Annotated in this window: 12 protein-coding genes; 1 reads left to right on the forward strand and 11 read right to left on the reverse strand. The window is 37.6% G+C overall.

What is annotated here, in order from left to right; genetic code table 11:
- The first annotated feature begins 462 nt into the window (after positions 1 to 462).
- Positions 463 to 1281 (forward strand): GLPGLI family protein, encoded by an 819-nt coding sequence (locus MP478_RS18015; RefSeq protein ID WP_257190227.1) that lies wholly within the window; start codon positions 463 to 465, stop codon positions 1279 to 1281.
- Between the two features lie 17 nt (positions 1282 to 1298).
- Here the strand turns inward: MP478_RS18015 and MP478_RS18020 are convergent, their stop codons facing one another.
- The 11 genes from MP478_RS18020 to MP478_RS18070 form a co-directional block, all read right to left on the reverse strand.
- Entirely contained in the window at positions 1299 to 2834 is a 1536-nt protein-coding gene (locus MP478_RS18020) for a YifB family Mg chelatase-like AAA ATPase (RefSeq protein WP_257201227.1), read from the reverse strand.
- Positions 2835 to 2994: 160 nt separating this feature from the next.
- Positions 2995 to 4824 carry a glycoside hydrolase family 55 protein gene (locus tag MP478_RS18025; protein ID WP_257201228.1) on the reverse strand — a complete coding sequence of 610 codons (1830 nt, stop codon included), beginning with the start codon at positions 4822 to 4824 and terminating at the stop codon, positions 2995 to 2997.
- 356 nt (positions 4825 to 5180) lie between these two features.
- Positions 5181 to 6143, reverse strand: a complete 963-nt coding sequence (locus MP478_RS18030) for a T9SS type A sorting domain-containing protein (RefSeq protein WP_257201229.1) — start codon at positions 6141 to 6143, stop codon at positions 5181 to 5183.
- Between the two features lie 45 nt (positions 6144 to 6188).
- On the reverse strand, positions 6189 to 7562 hold the full coding sequence (locus MP478_RS18035; protein WP_257201230.1) for a PorT family protein: 1374 nt from the start codon (positions 7560 to 7562) through the stop codon (positions 6189 to 6191).
- Positions 7555 to 8079, reverse strand: coding sequence for an RNA polymerase sigma factor (locus MP478_RS18040; RefSeq protein ID WP_230033379.1), 525 nt, complete (start codon positions 8077 to 8079; stop codon positions 7555 to 7557). Before MP478_RS18040 ends, MP478_RS18035 begins: the two co-directional genes overlap by 8 nt.
- A 140-nt stretch (positions 8080 to 8219) precedes the next feature.
- Complete coding sequence (locus MP478_RS18045; RefSeq protein ID WP_230033377.1) at positions 8220 to 8798, reverse strand: DUF4840 domain-containing protein; 579 nt, start codon at positions 8796 to 8798, stop codon at positions 8220 to 8222.
- A gap of 212 nt (positions 8799 to 9010) precedes the next feature.
- Positions 9011 to 10426, reverse strand: a complete 1416-nt coding sequence (locus MP478_RS18050) for an efflux transporter outer membrane subunit (protein ID WP_257201231.1) — start codon at positions 10424 to 10426, stop codon at positions 9011 to 9013.
- Positions 10413 to 13577, reverse strand: coding sequence for an efflux RND transporter permease subunit (locus tag MP478_RS18055; protein ID WP_230033373.1), 3165 nt, complete (start codon positions 13575 to 13577; stop codon positions 10413 to 10415). Before MP478_RS18055 ends, MP478_RS18050 begins: the two co-directional genes overlap by 14 nt.
- 30 nt (positions 13578 to 13607) lie before the next feature.
- Complete coding sequence (locus MP478_RS18060) at positions 13608 to 14723, reverse strand: efflux RND transporter periplasmic adaptor subunit (RefSeq protein ID WP_257201233.1); 1116 nt, start codon at positions 14721 to 14723, stop codon at positions 13608 to 13610.
- A gap of 618 nt (positions 14724 to 15341) precedes the next feature.
- Positions 15342 to 16106 (reverse strand): LytTR family DNA-binding domain-containing protein, encoded by a 765-nt coding sequence (locus MP478_RS18065; protein ID WP_230033369.1) that lies wholly within the window; start codon positions 16104 to 16106, stop codon positions 15342 to 15344.
- Positions 16103 to 17221: a sensor histidine kinase gene (locus tag MP478_RS18070; protein ID WP_257190187.1), complete on the reverse strand. Its 1119-nt coding sequence runs from the start codon at positions 17219 to 17221 to the stop codon at positions 16103 to 16105. The genes MP478_RS18065 and MP478_RS18070 overlap by 4 nt, the downstream gene beginning before the upstream one ends.
- Positions 17222 to 17273: the final 52 nt, after the last annotated feature.

Consider the following 17273-nt stretch of genomic DNA (forward strand, 5'->3'; position numbering starts at 1 on the left):
AATGCATACAACACTTTTGGGAGTTTTTGTAATGGAAAGGTATATAACAGTAATTCAAGCGATCTGCATATTGTGCAGAACTATAAATAAAGCTTTCGCGTTATTTATTACTTTCGAAAACAACATATAAAATAAATACATTCATTTATTCCATATATTACACTAAAAAATCAAATAATACAATATTAATGCTTCTATAATTTATTATGATTAATAATTACGTAATCAAATTTAACATAATAAAATCTATTAATTGTTATATAATTACAACTTAGCTACCTTATTGTAGAATGAAACTTATGAAAACACAAAACATACAAATTCATTTGTTCCGGTAATTTTTAAACTAAAACATGTTAAAAATGCAGAAATTTAATTTTATTCAGCTCCTTTCTATTAAAGAGATACAATAAGAAAAAAAGGGGTTTGATTTTTGGTTGAATTATTATAAATCAGCATATCATGTACAGGTTCATTTTTCTCTTTTTATTGTTATTAGGCACAAGTGTAAATGCTCAAAGTAATAGATTCTATTACGAATTAAAATTTAAGCCTGACACCATTGCTGCTTATGAAGTAAAGGAATTTTTCATTACCGACATTAATCCTAAATCTGTAAAATATTATTCATTAATTGATCAAAAAAATGATAGTATAATGAAAAATCCAAGCTCAGATTCAGAATATGAAAGAACAAAATTATATCACTATATCAGTAGAGAAAGAAATAGTTTTAATAACACAAATTATTTTATTGTAGGAAATGTAACTGCTAAAATGAAAAGCAGCGATAACATGAAATGGAACATTCTGCCACAGACAAAAATGCTGGATAAACTAAAAGTACAGGCAGCTACAACCAACTTTGGAGGCAGGCAATGGACAGCATGGTTTGCAGACACGATTCCAATTCCCGAGGGACCTTATAAATTTCGGGGGCTTCCGGGTATGATCCTAGAAATATATGACAGCAATAATTATTTTCATTTTACATTGGTTAAAAATAAAAGGCTAGATAAAGAATATGATACTTCAGGGATTGTAGAAACCCATTTTGGAGAAAAACCTTTACTCATTGATATGCAAAAATACATTAAGCTGAAGCAAACAGGATACAACAATCCTTTTGAAGACATGATCAATGACAAAATAACATCGTATACTGACGAGAATGGAAATGAAGAGGCTTATGATTACAGACAGATGACATTAGAAAAACAACGGGAGCTCAAAGCCCTTAACAATCATATTGAGAAAGAATTTATAATGCAATATAAATAGAAAGCTTCATTTTGGAATTATCCATTCCAGAACTCTCTGTCCAAACTTCGGTATTGTATAGCTTCGGAAATATGGTAAGAAAGTATTTTCTCAGATTCTTCGAGATCGGCTATCGTTCTGGCAACTTTCAGGATTCTGTCATATGCTCTGGCAGAAAGGTTTAGCTTTTCCATGGCCAATTTGATGAGACCGAATGAGGGTTCATCCAGCTCACAAAATGCTTCAATTTCTTTGGGACCAATTTGAGCATTACAGCTGATATTCAGGCTTCCATACCTTTTATTCTGAATATCTCTTGCTCTTACCACACGATCTCTTATATCTTTGCTTTTTTCGCCCTTCCTTTTTTCAGAAAGCTGCTCGAATTCAACCTTCTGTACTTCTATATGAATATCAATTCTATCTAAAAGCGGTCCGGAAAGTTTATTCATATACCGCTGCATTTCGTAAACGGAAGATGTATTACTGGGATCATCCGGAAAGAACCCGCTTGGGCTGGGATTCATAGAGGCTACCAGCATAAAACTTGCAGGGTAATTCACGGTAAATCTAGCTCTTGAGATTGTGACTTCACGGTCTTCCAGGGGCTGTCTCATCACTTCCAGCACGGTCCGTTTAAATTCCGGCATTTCATCCAGAAATAACACACCGTTATGGGCAAGGGAAATTTCTCCCGGCTGAGGATAACTTCCTCCCCCAACTAAAGCAACGTCTGAGATAGTATGGTGTGGGGATCTGAAGGGCCGGACAGTCATTAATGAAGCTTCTGTTCCAATTTTTCCTGCTACGGAATGAATCTTTGTGGTCTCCAGCGCTTCTTTCAGAGTCAGTGGAGGTAAAATACTGGGAACTCTTTTAGCAAGCATGGTTTTTCCACTTCCCGGAGGTCCGATAATAATGATATTATGTCCTCCTGCTGCGGCAACTTCCATAGCTCTTTTCGCCGCTTCCTGTCCCTTCACTTCAGAAAAATCAAAAGGGAAATCATTAATTTTCTCTTGAAATTCTTTTCTGGTATCTAATGTTAATTTTTCAAGGGGTTTTCCCTCATTAAAAAAATCAATAACTTCTTTGATATTTTGCACTCCATACACCTCAAGGTCACTTACAATTGCGGCCTCACGTGCATTCTGAACCGGAAGGATAATGCCTTTAAAGCCTTCTTCCCTGGCTTGAATTGCGATAGGAAGAACACCTTTTATCGGCTGAAGGCTTCCGTCTAAAGAAAGCTCGCCCATAATGATATAATGCTGGGCTTCTTCGGCCAGAATCTGATCAGAAGCAGCTAAAATACCAATGGCAATACTCAGATCATAAGCAGATCCTTCTTTCCTGAGATCCGCAGGTGCCATATTAATTGTAATTTTCTTTCCGGGGATTTTATAGCCTACATTTTTAAGGGCCGCAGATATCCTGTAGCTGCTCTCTTTGATTGCATTATCGGGAAGTCCCACCAGGTGATATCCCACTCCGCCGGTATCTACATTCACTTCAATGGTAATTGTCTGAGCGGCAACTCCGTGAATGGCACTTCCATAAATTTTTATCAGCATGGGTGTGTTTTTTAAAGTAAATATAACCAATAAGCTATTTTAGGAAATTGAATTTTATATTAATAATATTCTATAAAAAAATAGGGATAACTAAAACATATCAACGAAGTACATGCAAAAAAAAATTCCGGATAATCTCCGGAACCTTTTTATTATGCACTTATGAGATTTCAATAAAATCTCCCCAGATTGTTTGGTTTATTGCCTGCCTTCTCCAAATTTTACCATTATTATTAGGTGAAGGATACACGGTCTGATAAACATGAGGATAATAATTATTTGCTAAGTTTTCGCGGGACATCTTTACCATAACACTGGGGTCTCCGGTAAAACCTGCCGGCATAGTTCCTCCAGCCATGAGGCATTGGCTTTCTCCGTACATTACTTTATTAGGAGTAATAGTATCTAATGTAGGCGGATTATTTCCATTTAGGAAAAAATATAAATTTCCATGTGAAATATTAGCCCCATAAATGTTGTCTTTAATAATGGCTCTTATTACTTTTTCAGGAGATGCTGAATCGCCGGTAACGAGAGGAAAGGGAACGGTTACAGCGGAAGAAGCGAATTCATTTCCTACAACTCTTCCAATTCCGTTTGGATCATTAATGGTAATAAATGTCCCTGAAAAGTTATAAAATTGATTTTCAATGAAATTAATTTTCTTAGCAACACCATCAAACGCTAATCCTGCGGGATGCTTGAAGTTATCAAAAGTATTTTTTTCAAAAGTTATATTGTTTCCACTTGTATTACGCAATATAGTTAAAGTATCAGATGTAACATTATTGAAAAGATTGTTGTAGAAAAGTACACCATATGCTTGTCGTAAATCTGCAATTCCATCCATATTTAAACAACGATTATTCTTAAATACCACTCCATAGTTTGAAGTTTTGATCATAGCCTTATTATTTCCTATTACAGACAGTGGAGTTAAAACAGTTTCAAAATCACAATTATCAATAATATATCCTAAATGAGAAATCTTTTCTGTTGTTCCTTCATAATCTCTTAAAAATATTGTAACAGCTCCACAGCTACCACCAATATCTTTGAAGCTACAGTTAGAAATAATTCCTCTCCTTGAAATAGTGCTCTCTGTGTCTGATTCTATATCTATGGCACCTATCATATTAGGCCTGCATATATTTTCAAAATTGCAGAAATCTATACTGAATCCGTCACAATAATAAATTGAAATGCCCTGCCTGTTGTCCTTGTTTACTCCATCAAAATTACATTTATAGAAATTAACATCCTTATTATATGCATCCCTTACACCATCTTCACGAAGTCCTCTGCAAACAGCGACGCCATCACTTAAAAACCCTACAAAAGAACAATATTCAAAAGTTACATTGGAAACTCCATGCAAGCAAACTAAATGTAATAACTCATCAAAACCGTATTGTGCAACATTTGAAATAAATGTTCCTCCAATAAATTTAATATTCTTAATGGAATTGGAATCATCCTTCTGATTGGTTACTTTAGCATCAAATACAAACATACCATCTGCAGCACGGTACCTTCCATAAGTATAAATTACCCGGTTAGGGTCTCCGGGTATAGGTGCTGGAAAACTTATTCTGTCTTTTTTTTCCGGAACAAGCTGAATAAACTCTGCTCCATGAGCCAATATGGTAATATTTGAATATTTTTTTGTTTCACAATCCACATGGCTTAGCTTATATTTTCCGGCAGGAACAAATAAAATTCCTCCTCCGATATCTGAAATAAATTGTAATGCCTTATTGAAATAGCCGGCCTCATCATTGATGCCATCACCCACAGCACCAAACCATTTAACATTTATTTTACTGTCGTGAAGCACTCTCCTGTGGTATTTGGCATTAATTTTTTTATACATTTCACTGAATCCGCTACACAAAATATCTGTGATCGGACTACCGTTATATGTTTCTGTAGTTTCCAAAAAAACTGTCCATTCTCCTGTAAGTGGATCATTTAATTCTATACAATTCATTTTAAAAATTTAATAATTGGTTAGAGGTTAACATGAAAACTCAATTAAGTTTCATAATACAAACCTATCACTCAGAAGCGTCAAAACCCGACGTATTATATGTTATTTTTAATATTGAACTTAGCTTTTAAATTATTCTTCCTACAAGCTTTCCAAATACCGAATGGCCAAAAAATGCGAGAAGTCATTTCCCTATTATCCCGGACAGCAATGAAAACAGTCCGTAAATAATCGATATGTCACAAATATAATGTTCTTCTCTTATGGGCTCAGATTACATGGCCCTAAAAAAATCGGTACAAATAAATTGTACCGATCCTCCACTTTAAAACTAACAAAAAAGATTATTTAATCTTTTACTTTTTTATGAATTTATTTTTATAAATGTTGCCATTTGAAGCTTTAGAAACAATGATATAGCTTCCAGGGACAAGATGGCTTACATCAATGGCCTGATTGTATTTGTGATCGTTTTTCTGCAGCACGAGTTTTCCGGACATATCTATAATGGTAATTTCTTTATAACCTTTATCAGACTCTTTTCCGATATAAAGGAACTGTGCTGTAGGATTCGGATATATTTTCAGATTATTATCCTTTTGTTTTGTTTCTCCAGTTCCTAAATTTTCGCAGAAATCCCAGTTTCCGAAATTCAGCTGTACGAAAGAAAAAGGATCTAACATTTCACATTGGTCCGGACAGTACTCTGTGCAGGCATAGAATCCATATTTTCCGGTTTCTGTAGCGGTCAAAGAATCCCCGTTCGCCCCAGCGATAATACAGGGATCTCCCGGAACCGGAGGATTGCTGCCCGGAACACATTTAAACCAGGTATGATTGCCATATACAACAGGAAATATATCATCAAACTTTACAGAAGCCCCGTTACATACGTTCACTACTCCAAGATCCACTTCCTCATACGTTCCCGGTGTATAGGTAGACATCATCGCCGGAAGACCATACACAAATCCATCTGCCATAATTGCCGGGCTTTCTGCAGTACAGTCCCCTTGTGTAACGGCTACTTTAAAATAAAACAACTGATCATTTCCATTAATCGTTAGCTGTTGTGAGGTTGCTCCTGGAATTGCCACCCACGGATTATTATTGGGAGTCTGCCAGGTCCATTCCTGTTTGTACCACTGATAGCTGCCGAATGCCTGTGTAGAAAGTATTTCATCTTCTACATTACAGAATAAAATCTTGTCCGGGAATTGTACGCCAAGCCTTGGGCTGGTAATCGTAGGGTTACACTGTGCTTTGATACTCAGCACACTGAATACTAAAAATGTTAAAAAAATTAGTCTTGTTTTCATATTTATACATTTAAGTTGATGTTAGGTGTGATCAATAGTCTATATTCAATCGAGCAGTAATCTGATCCCGAACTTTACATTAAACTGTAAAGGTTTTTCTTTATAAACCGTATTCAGGGCATTGTTTTCTTTAAAATGATATCCAATCCCCGGTTCTGCATAAATTCCGAATCTGTCAATAACTTTCAGCTGAAGTCCAACCGCTGTATTTACTGAAAACTGAAGAGATTTATTATCAATGCTTTCCTTTGTAGTCTCCTTTATTTCATCATCTACCACATAGCTTGTTGTAAGGTTCCCCCCAACAGGTTTTTCCACGAGTGCACCTGCGGTAACATAGCCTGTAAACCGGCCTTTCTGAACTACATTATAATTAACCTGAACGGGTACTCCTATATAATGCACCGTCTGTACTCCTTTTATATAATTGGTACTGCTTCCGGAATGAAGTTCTGAGGACAGTTTTGTATAATTCAGCCCTGTTCCGATTCCCCATCTTTTCCCTAAATTATAATAAAGGGATAGCCCCAGAGTAACCGGTACTTTATGACGGATCTTCGCTTCTACGGGTTGGCTTTGGTTGGCCAGCAATACTTCGGTAAGCGGATTATCATCATAAGTAGAGGCAGTCCATACTTGTTCAATATTCATTGGTTTTCCGCTCATAGAAGCATAACCCGGAAACTGTTGTTCTGCAGCATTCGAAGATGCATTTCCTGTGAGCATGCTCAGCATCCATGATTGATCAGATTTGTGTTTTTTGTTTTCCGCGTATTTTTCCTGTTTCTTTTCTGGCTTGAAGAGTACTTCATCAGTTTCTTTCTCTTTCATTGGCCCAACTACCGTCTTCTCAATTAAAAGAGGTTTTTGAGAAATTTCAGTCTCCTGCTGAGCCCACATTTTTGTTTCCGGAACTCTTACTGCATCCTGAGCCACTTCTGTATTGCTCTTCACTTCCTTATTGAAGAACTGTATGTCATGTATTCCTTTTAAAGTTCTTTCTATAGTTGTTTCCGCCAACGAAACCTCCTTATCTACTTTATTTTCAACAATATAATCTTCACCACCTTTTGCATTTCCTGTCTCAATATTCTTTTTCCCCTTTTCTTTAAAGCCATCTGCATTCTTTGAAATTCTTTCAGGGCTTTCAATATGGGAGTCAATCTGCAGCACAAAAAACAGCAATACGGCTGCAGCCGCTGCACCACCAATACGGTAAAATAAACGTCTGTCGATTATTTTATGGCCATTATTCTTTCCTATTTCATGTTGCTCTTCAGGAATAAAGCCGGCAATCATCTTATCTTTATCTTCTTCAGAGAATAATTCATCTCTGATGTCATCCCACAATCCTTCCGGAACATCCTCTTCATGGTCGTCCATTCTGCTTCGCAGGTTATTTAACCATTCATTATTCATATTGTGCTTTTTTTGACATTTTAAACTCCTTTATTTTCTGAACAAGCAATCCTTTTGCCCGATGAAACTGTGAGGCAGAAGAGTTCTCTGCAATTCCCAAAAGCCTGGAGATTTCTTTATGGCTTTTTGTTTCAAATACATACAGGTTAAAAACCGTTCTATATCCATCCGGAAGCGACTGTATCATTTCCATAATAACAGCCTTTGGAATTTCCTCAAAATCAGGCTCTTCATCATTCGGAAGATCCGGGAGATCCTCTATCTCAACTTTTGATTTTGTATCTGTATTCTGTTTAATATGTTTCAAAGATTCATTGACCACAATCCGGGTCATCCATGCTTTCAAAGAACCGTTTCCTCTGTATTCAAAAGAGTCTATTGAGCGAAACATTTTGATAAAACTGTTCTGCAGCACATCATGAACATCCTCCTTTTCAGCCAGATAACGGGAACAGATATAGGTAAGGCTACCGGAGTAAGCTCCAAAAAGCTCTTTCCATGCGGCTTCCTCCTTCATAAGAAGGTGTTTTACCAAAATCTGTTCTTTATTTTCCTCCATGTAGAGCTGCCGTATCCGATTGGGTATTGATTAAAATTTTTAAGCAAAAATAGATTGCATCATATAAAACACAATCCATTTTTGGTAATATTTATTAATTAGTTCTTTATACAGAGTGGAAAATTATAATTAATAGTCTCAAAAGGATCCAATATCACGCCGTCTACTGTAATCTTTTCAGCAGCTAAAGCATATCTTAATGAGTGATCCATTCCTACAAAAAATCCTTTCTGCTTGGCTGTTAATACAACTGTTGTATTCTTATTTACGCCATCTACCGGAATTTTAAATTCCAATACTTTAGGAGTAAAAACAAGTTCTACAACATTATTATTGGTATTCACAGTTGCGGTATACTGCAGGTCATATTTCACTTTTCCAATTGCCGTTAGGGCCGTTTCTGTTTTTGCAGGGTCTTTCACTACAGACTTTACAATTTCTTTGATGGGAAATTCAGCAAACGAGATGGTATCTTTCTTTACTTTAAAATCTACTATTTTCTCTGTTTTAGAATTACCCTGTACAGTGATCAATCTTCCTTTATAGTTTCCTTTAAGGTCTTCCAACTTTACAGGAGGTATCTCCGGACTGTCATTATCAAGACACGAAAATAAAGTGAGACCTGCTAATACTGCTAAAACAGTCATAAAAATTCTGGGTACTGTAAATTTCTTCATTACATTATTTTTTACATTAAACATTTTTTATTCTGAGTACTCACTTATATAAATCCCGTTCTTTTAAAATCTTGCATGAATTTTCAAAAAAAAGAATACTATTTTCATAAAACACTGATTAACAACGATAAAAATTTACACTTACTGATTCTATAAAACAAAAGGAAGCCATATAATATAGCTTCCTCCCGTATTGACCACTCATTTACCTTCTACTCTACTCCTCCGCCCAATGCTCTGTATAGATCTACCTCAGCATTTAACTTTTCAAGAGTAACATTAATAGCTTCAAGATCATTCTGAAGTTTATTATTCTGGGCAGTTATTACCTCTAAATAGGTTGCCATACCACTTTTATACAACTTAAGTGCATCATTAATTCCTTTATCTAAAATGGCTGTCCTCTGCTCTAAAAGCTGTAATCTTTCAGAGGATCCTTTAGATTTTGCCATGGCATCAGATACTTCTCCAACGGCGGTCATTACCGACTGTTTAAAACTGATCGCAGCTTTTTCCTGCTCTATCAAGGCTGTTTCATATGCTGTCTTTAGCTGTTTTTTCTGAAAAACAGGGGCCGCAAGGTTAGCCGCAATTGCCTTGGTGATAGAACCGGGAATATCAAACCATGAGCTGAACTTATTGGAGTTCACCCCTATTTGGGGAGATAAACTGATGCTTGGATACATGGCTGCTTTCGCTAATCCTGTTTTTGAATTCAGGCTGACTACATTGAGTTCTGCCATTTTCAAGTCCGGTCTTCTACTCAATAACTGCGCCGGTAGTCCTTCAGACAGTTTATTTTCAGGAATCATTGTTTTTAGTGTTCCCTGTCTTTCCACTTTATCCGGATATCCTCCACAAAGAATGCTCAACGCATTTTCCTGGATAGAAATATTCTGTTTTGCCAGAGGAATCAGCAGCTCTGCCGTTTTCTTCTGAGCTTCCGATTGCTGAACTGCCAATGAATTGATCTGCCCGGCTTTAAACTGGAGATCCATCATTGTCAGGGTATTGTTACTTAGCTCAATATTTTGTTCAGCTATTTTTAACTGTTCATCTAAACTTATCAGATTATAGTAAGCCTGTGCCACCTGGACAACGATTCTGCTTTTCACGGCATTCAGGTTTTCCTTTTGGGCAAAATATTCGGCTGCAGCAGACTCCTTCTGCATTTTTGCTTTACCCCAGATATCAACTTCCCAGGAAAGCGTTAGCGCTGCACTGAAATCATCCATATATTTCGTTCCTACAAACTGTTCATTAAGGGAGCCATTAAGTGTATTTTTGGATGCCCAGCTTCTGTTGGCTCCTGCAGAGAGGTCCAGTGTTGGCATAAGGGACAACTTAGCCTGTTTATAGATCAGATCCAGCTGTTCCATATTTTTCAGAGCTACATGTACTTCATTATTTCTCGTCAGCGCCCTGTCTATTAAACCTATCAGCTTAGGGTCTTTAAAGAAAGTCTTCCACGGAAGAACTATCGTATCTCCGGTTACCTGTACAGTCTCTTTATAATGCTCCGGCACCTGAAGCTCTGTTCTTGTATAAGGTTTTCCCACGGCACAAGACACCAGTACTGATGCCATTGCGCCTGAAATAAGGAAATTCTTTATATTACATATTCTCATTTGTCAATTCATTTTTTATCGTTTCATACTTCTTTTTAGACGAAAACTTCTCATCGAGATACTGAAAGAACATATACAGTACAGGAATTACAAACACTCCTAAAACCACTCCGCTCAACATTCCTATCGCAGCACTTACACTGATCGATTTATTTCCTGAAGCCATTCCACCAGTGGAAATCATCAGGGGAATCATTCCCACAATAAAAGCCAGTGATGTCATAATAATAGGACGCAGTCTTGCCTTAGCGCCTTCCAGTGCAGAATCCAGGATAGAGAGTCCTGCCTTCCTTCTCTGGATTGCAAATTCTACGATAAGGATTGCATTCTTCGCGAGGAGACCGATCAGCATGATCAAACCTACCTGTACGTAGATATTATTATCAAAACCAATCGCTTTTATTCCTAAGAAAGCTCCTACTACTCCTGTTGGGATGGAAAGCATTACAGCTAAAGGAAGAATATAACTTTCATACTGGGCGGCAAGAAGCAGGTAAACGAAAAGTAAACACAGCCCAAGAATTACAACGGTTTGATTTCCTGCTGACTTTTCTTCTAAACTTAATCCCGTCCATTCATAACTGTAATCCGAAGGCAGCTTTTCCAGTGTTTTTTCTATTTTGCCCATCAGCTCTCCGTTACTCACTCCCGGTTTTGGCACAACGTTAATGTTTAACGAGTTATAAAGGTTATATCGGTTCACAGACTCGGGCCCATATACTTTTTTCAAAGTAATTAAGGTATTGGCAGGAACCATTTCTCCTTTATTATTCTTCACAAAAATATCATTGAAGGCCTGCTCATCCATTCTGAAAACTCCGTCTGCCTTGATATTGACTCTATAGAATTTTCCAAATCTTGAGAAATTCTGAGACTGATCTCCTGAGAAATACGTTTGTACCGTTCCCAATAAATTGGAGATGCTTACTCCCAGCTGTTTAGCTTTATCTTCATTAACTTCAAGTTCCAGCTGTGGATAATCTGCCCGGAACATGGTATAAGCATAGGCTACTTCAGGAGTTTTCATTAGCTGGCCAATCAAATCATCTGCTTTTGCTTTCAGAACCTGAGGATCTCTACCCATACGGTCCTGAAGTACAATCTCTGCATCATTCGTTACTCCATATCCTTCTACCGGAGGCATTCTGAAACTCATTACGCTTCCTTCCTTAATTTCAGCCAGCTTTCCACTAACAACATTCATGATCTCATCGATATCCTGAACGGCGCCTCTTTCTTTTTTAGGCTTCAATTTCACAAACCCCATTGCATAAGCAGGGCCGGCACTATTACTTAACAGGTTATATCCTGTAATGGATGTATTTTCCTGAACGGCGTCTACACTTTTTAAAATTGTATTAATTTTATCGGAAACCTCTGTTGTTTTGGTGAGCCCTGTTCCGGGAGGCATACTTAATGAGTACATAAAGAACCCGTCATCTTCCATCGGTACAAAACTCTTGGGAGTACTCGACAGCAACCAGGCCGACAGGCCGATAATTCCAGCGATCAATCCTGCTGCAATCCATTTTCTTTCTATTAAAAACTTTACTCCTTTTGCATAACGGTTCGTCATATTATTAAACCCTGCATTAAACGCTACAGCGAATCTTTGTCCGAATCCTTTTGGCTTCCCGCCTTCTCCTGTGTGTGCATGATTATTTTTCAAGAACACGGCACATAAAGCCGGAGTTAAAGTAAGAGCATTAACTGCTGAAATAATAATTGCAATAGCAAGGGTATAAGCGAACTGCTTATAGAAAATTCCTGCTGAACCGGACATAAACCCGATAGGAATAAATACGGCAGACATGACCAGGGTTATAGAGATAACTGCCCCCGTAATTTCACTCATCGCTTTATGGGTAGCTTCTCTTCCCGAGAGATCTGTTCCTTCCATATTACTGTGAACAGCTTCCACCACTACAATGGCATCATCAACCACAATACCGATGGCGAGAACCAGCGCGAAAAGCGTCAGTACATTGATTGTAAATCCTAATACCAAAAGAAAAAAGAACGTCCCGATAATCGCTACAGGAACTGCAATGGCCGGAATAATCGTAGACCTGAAGTCCTGTAAAAAGATAAACACTACAATAAATACAAGGATAAATGCCTCTATCAAAGTAGATTTCACCTGTCCAGTCGCCTCATCCAGCCTTTCCTTGGTACTCAGCACCTTTGTATATTTTATGCCTGGAGGAAATGATTTTGACAGCTGGTCAATGGCTTTATTAACTCCTATTTCAATTTCATTGGCGTTAGATCCGGTAGTCTGCATAATCGCTACAGTAACCGCATTTTTCCCATTAGAAAGGTTATCGCCACTGTTGGAGATGGATCCAAATTCTACACGGGCAACATCTTTAAGCCTGATGACATTGGTTCCGTCATTTTTGACAATAATATTTTCATATTGCTCCGGTTTATTCTTTTTTCCTTTGTATCGGATTACATATTCCAATGCTGCATTAGATTCTTCCCCCAGTTTACCTGGTGCAGATTCCAAACTGTGATCTGCAATGGCTGCCGATATATCTGAGGGCTCAAGTCCGTAGGAAGACATCTTTTGTGGGTTAAGCCATATTCTCATAGAGTAATCCTTAATTCCAAAAATCTGAGCCTGCCCAACTCCTTTTACCCTTTTTACCTGGGGAATAAGGTTGATATTGGCATAATTCTGCAGGAAGGTTTCATCATACTGCTTATTGTCTTCTGTATAGATATTGAAAATCAACACCATACTGTTCTGTTGCTTGGAAGTTGTCAATCCCATTCTTATGACCTCCTGGGGAAGTATCGGGGTAGCCTGCTGTACCCTGTTTTGAACATTTACCGCTGCCTGATCCGCATTAACGCCCTGTTTAAATATGATAGAGATGGTAAATGTCCCGTCATTACTCGCGGTAGATTTCATATACTGCATATCTTCCACCCCATTGATCTGTTCTTCCAAAGGAGTAACTACAGAACGGATTACCGTTTCACTGTTCCCTCCCGGATAAGATCCTGAAACCGTGATCGTAGGTGGTGAAATATCCGGAAACCGGGTCACCGCCAGCTGGTTTAATCCGATGATCCCTAATATCACGATGATCAGGGATATTACCGTCGCCAGTACCGGACGGTCAATTATCTTTTTTAACATTTTCGAATTTTCTAAGAATGATTATGAAAACTATTTTGAAGGAACCACTTTAGCGGCTACGGGAGCCCCATCTGTAAGGACGTCTATTCTGTTAACCGCTATTTTATCTCCTGCCTGTACGCCTTCTTTTACAAAGTAATCCTGAGAGGTACTTCCTGAAATTTCAATCTGGGACATTTTTACTTTATCCCTACCCTCCAGTTTATATACAAAGAATTTATCCTGAATATCTTTTACCGATATTTTCGGAAGCTTAATAACACCATCCAGATCGTTGTGGATCATAACTCTTGCTGTACCTCCTGATCTCAGTAATTTATCTGGGTTCTGGAATACGGCTTTCATCTGGATACTTCCTGTATTTTTATCAAAATTTCCGCTGGCATTCTCCAGTTTTCCTTTGTAAGAATAGGCAGAGCCATCGGCTAAAATAAGTTCTACATTCTCTGTGTTTTTTCCTGAAGCAGCTGCCCGGCTATGAGCTATAAAATCTGCCTCATTCATGGAGAAATAAACATTTACACTCGTTATATTGGAAAGCGTTGTCAGCGGTGAAGCATCGGAAGGGTTGATTAAATTACCCACCCGATTAGGGATTCTTCCTATATATCCGCTTACCGGTGCTTTGATATGAGTAAAATTGGCATTAATCTTTGATGAACCCAATGAAGACTGTGCTTGTGCTACCTGTGCAGAGGCCGCTTTAAAGTTTGCCTTAGCTGTTTTCAGCTGCATATCGGAAACCACTTTTCCCTCTACAAGAGATCTCAGTTTTTCAACTTCCAATCTTGCTGTTTCCTGAGCTGCCAATGCTGATTTTAATGCTGCCGCATTGGTATTCACCTGTTCATTGTACACAGAAGGATTAATTCTAAATAGGGTCTGCCCTTTGCTCACATACTGACCTTCTTTCACATATACTGCTTCCAGATATCCTGTCACCTGAGCTTTAATTTCTACATTATCCTGTCCTTCTATGCTCCCGGGATATCCTATAGAAACATCTTCATTTCCGGACTTCACCTGGATAAAATCCGTAGGTAATGCCTGCGTCTGCTGGGTATTTTCCTGACTACCTGAACCGCAAGAATATAATACTGCTGTAGCTGTAAGTGAAAGTACCAGATATCCTTTTCTGTAATTCATAACATTTGATTTTAAATTTTACAGGGGCAAAATAAATGCATATACCCAGGGAATTCATGTAGAAATCAAGTGAAACGTAATTAATCGCAGGTGAAGTGTATGATACTAAAAATGAAAGAAAGAGCGTTTTTGTGTAATGAAAACCATAAAAAGAATATTTTTAGTGGAAAAACTTCAACGTTCCGGAATTTCACCGGATCAGGTTATAAACTTGGGGAACTAAGTAAATTGGATTAAATCTAAAACTTCTTATTTGGATGACATCCAGAAACCTGTACACATAAATAAAATATGTAATTCTTATATTTTGACTTGAAAATAGGATGGAAATATCTTTTATTTACGCAAAGGAATAATAATTCGGATGTTCTATTTTAAGTAAGCAAAGAAGGGCGACTTTGTCGCTGAATAAACGATATAAAAAAGTTAGTTTATCAAAATCGATTTCTATCGATTCATTCTTGGCTCACTTAAATCAAGCGTAATAAAAGGAACTTTGCGTCAAGAGAAGGTGTATTGATGTAAGTGCGCTTGATTCATTTCAATCCTGTCAATTTTCACCAAATAAAAAGGTTGCTTTTCTGAAAAGCAACCTTATATTTTTCAATAATCTATAGACTAGTAATCCAGCCAGGATTTGAATGCAGAAGCTTTCTCCCGGCTCACAACCACCTCTATTTCAGGTTGCTTTCTCAATTCCAGCTTCAGCTTTCCGTTAAAATGGTTGAAAATCTGTTTCACAGCGTCTATATGAATAATAAACTGCCTGTTGGCCCGGAAAAAGAACTTCGGATCAAGCTGTTTTTCAAGTTCTTCCAGGGTCTGGGGAACATTTTCAATACTCCCTGTATTCAGCATGGCTTTACTGATTCCCAATTCTGTATAAAAGTATAAAACATCTTCAGACAAAACCGTTTTATAACCATCCCGATGTGGGATAAGAAAACGCTTCCTGTAGTCTTTAGGCTGGATATAATTAAGCAGTCCTTCAATGGCTGTTCCCACAAATGGCACTGTTTCTATAAAAGTCTCGTAACGTCTTAAAGCCAGCTCAAGTTCTTCTTCTTCTATAGGCTTCAGAAGATAATCTATACTGTTGTATTTGAAAGCCTGTACTGCATATTCATCATATGCCGTTGTAAAAATTACAGGACTTCTTATCTCAAATTTATTGAATATCTCAAAGCTTAATCCATCTGCCAGCCTTACATCCATCATAATCATATCTGGAGCAGGATTATTTTCAAGCCAGTTTACTGCTGAGATAATCGACTCTTCTACAGATACTATTTCCGCATGAGGTCTCAGCTTTAGCAATAGCCTTTTTAACCTGTCAGCATTAGGCTTTTCATCCTCTATTATTAAAATTTTATTGAGCTTCATATCAATGGGAGTTTTACAATAAATTGATTTTCGGTTTTTTCTATGATGGGTTTTATATATCCCAAGATCTCGTATCTGGCAACAATATTGGCAAGCCCCACCCCTGAAGAATCCGGTTTATTAATTAATGGCAGAAATGTATTGGCAACAACGAGTTCCTTATCAGAATTTGTATAAACCTGTATTTCCAAAGGATTTGCTTTTGAGGTCTGGTTATGTTTAATAGCATTTTCAACCAATAGCTGCAGCGATAGCGGAAGAGTATACATGGACCTGTATTCTTCCTGAATGTCAATTTTAAACACAACTCCTTCTCCAATCCTCTTTTCAATTAGAAAAATATAGGATTCTAAAAATTTCAGTTCTTCTTCCAGAGCTATAATATCTTTTTTAGAATTTACAAGAAGGTATCGGTATACCCTCGCAAACTTCTCTGAATATTCATAGCCAAGCTGCTGATCTTCCAGAATAAGCTCAGAAAGTACGCTGAGGTTGTTAAAAATAAAATGGGGATCTATCTGCAGCTTAAGAGCCTGAAGTTCCGCCGCCATAGCAGCCTGTTTATGTTTTGAAGCCCTCAGTTTATGCTGAGCCGCCTCCACGGCTGTTTTCTTCCAGTTTTCCAATAAATAATCCACTGTATTAAATGCGCTGATGGTAAGTGATATTACAATATTGGTAGCAATCCACTGTCCCAATAACGTATATTCTTTCCGGGCATCCATTTCCGGTAAATTCACTGATGTACAGTCAATAATAAAGTTAATGATAATAACGATCAGCACGCTTCCCACAATCTGTATAATACACTGAAGAAGTAGACGTTTTACCGTTCTGTTACTCCATGGAAGCAGCCTATTGAGCATTCTGTCAATACATATACTGACCTCGGAGATAACAACGGAAAAGAGAAATATCCACAGAATATCTTCCACAATCACCTTTAGCGGTTCTTTCAAATAGATCTGCCAGGCCGGATCAAACGGATCAATCAGATAGGAAAAAACATAAAAGGTAATAACCGCTATAGCCCATATAGCCAGCCTTCTTTTCATTGCAGAAAGAATCTTTTTATTCCGTACTATATTTTTTCTGAATGTAGAAATCCTGTTCATATGGGGAGCTTTACGGCTGTAAATATAGAAATAGATTTTATAAGAATATCTT

It is taken from the genome of Chryseobacterium sp. WG14 (assembly GCF_024586945.1).
Classification (GTDB): domain Bacteria; phylum Bacteroidota; class Bacteroidia; order Flavobacteriales; family Weeksellaceae; genus Chryseobacterium.

Excerpts from the sequence above, each read along its gene's own strand:
- MP478_RS18015 (WP_257190227.1), top strand. The coding sequence starts at position 463 with ATGTACAGGTTCATTTTTCTCTTTTTATTGTTATTAGGCACAAGTGTA.
- MP478_RS18020 (WP_257201227.1), bottom strand. The coding sequence starts at position 2,834 with ATGCTGATAAAAATTTATGGAAGTGCCATTCACGGAGTTGCCGCTCAG.
- MP478_RS18025 (WP_257201228.1), bottom strand. The coding sequence starts at position 4,824 with ATGAATTGTATAGAATTAAATGATCCACTTACAGGAGAATGGACAGTT.
- MP478_RS18030 (WP_257201229.1), bottom strand. The coding sequence starts at position 6,143 with ATGAAAACAAGACTAATTTTTTTAACATTTTTAGTATTCAGTGTGCTG.
- MP478_RS18035 (WP_257201230.1), bottom strand. The coding sequence starts at position 7,562 with ATGAATAATGAATGGTTAAATAACCTGCGAAGCAGAATGGACGACCAT.
- MP478_RS18040 (WP_230033379.1), bottom strand. The coding sequence starts at position 8,079 with ATGAAGGAGGAAGCCGCATGGAAAGAGCTTTTTGGAGCTTACTCCGGT.
- MP478_RS18045 (WP_230033377.1), bottom strand. The coding sequence starts at position 8,798 with ATGAAGAAATTTACAGTACCCAGAATTTTTATGACTGTTTTAGCAGTA.
- MP478_RS18050 (WP_257201231.1), bottom strand. The coding sequence starts at position 10,426 with ATGAGAATATGTAATATAAAGAATTTCCTTATTTCAGGCGCAATGGCA.
- MP478_RS18055 (WP_230033373.1), bottom strand. The coding sequence starts at position 13,577 with ATGTTAAAAAAGATAATTGACCGTCCGGTACTGGCGACGGTAATATCC.
- MP478_RS18060 (WP_257201233.1), bottom strand. The coding sequence starts at position 14,723 with ATGAATTACAGAAAAGGATATCTGGTACTTTCACTTACAGCTACAGCA.
- MP478_RS18065 (WP_230033369.1), bottom strand. The coding sequence starts at position 16,106 with ATGAAGCTCAATAAAATTTTAATAATAGAGGATGAAAAGCCTAATGCT.
- MP478_RS18070 (WP_257190187.1), bottom strand. The coding sequence starts at position 17,221 with ATGAACAGGATTTCTACATTCAGAAAAAATATAGTACGGAATAAAAAG.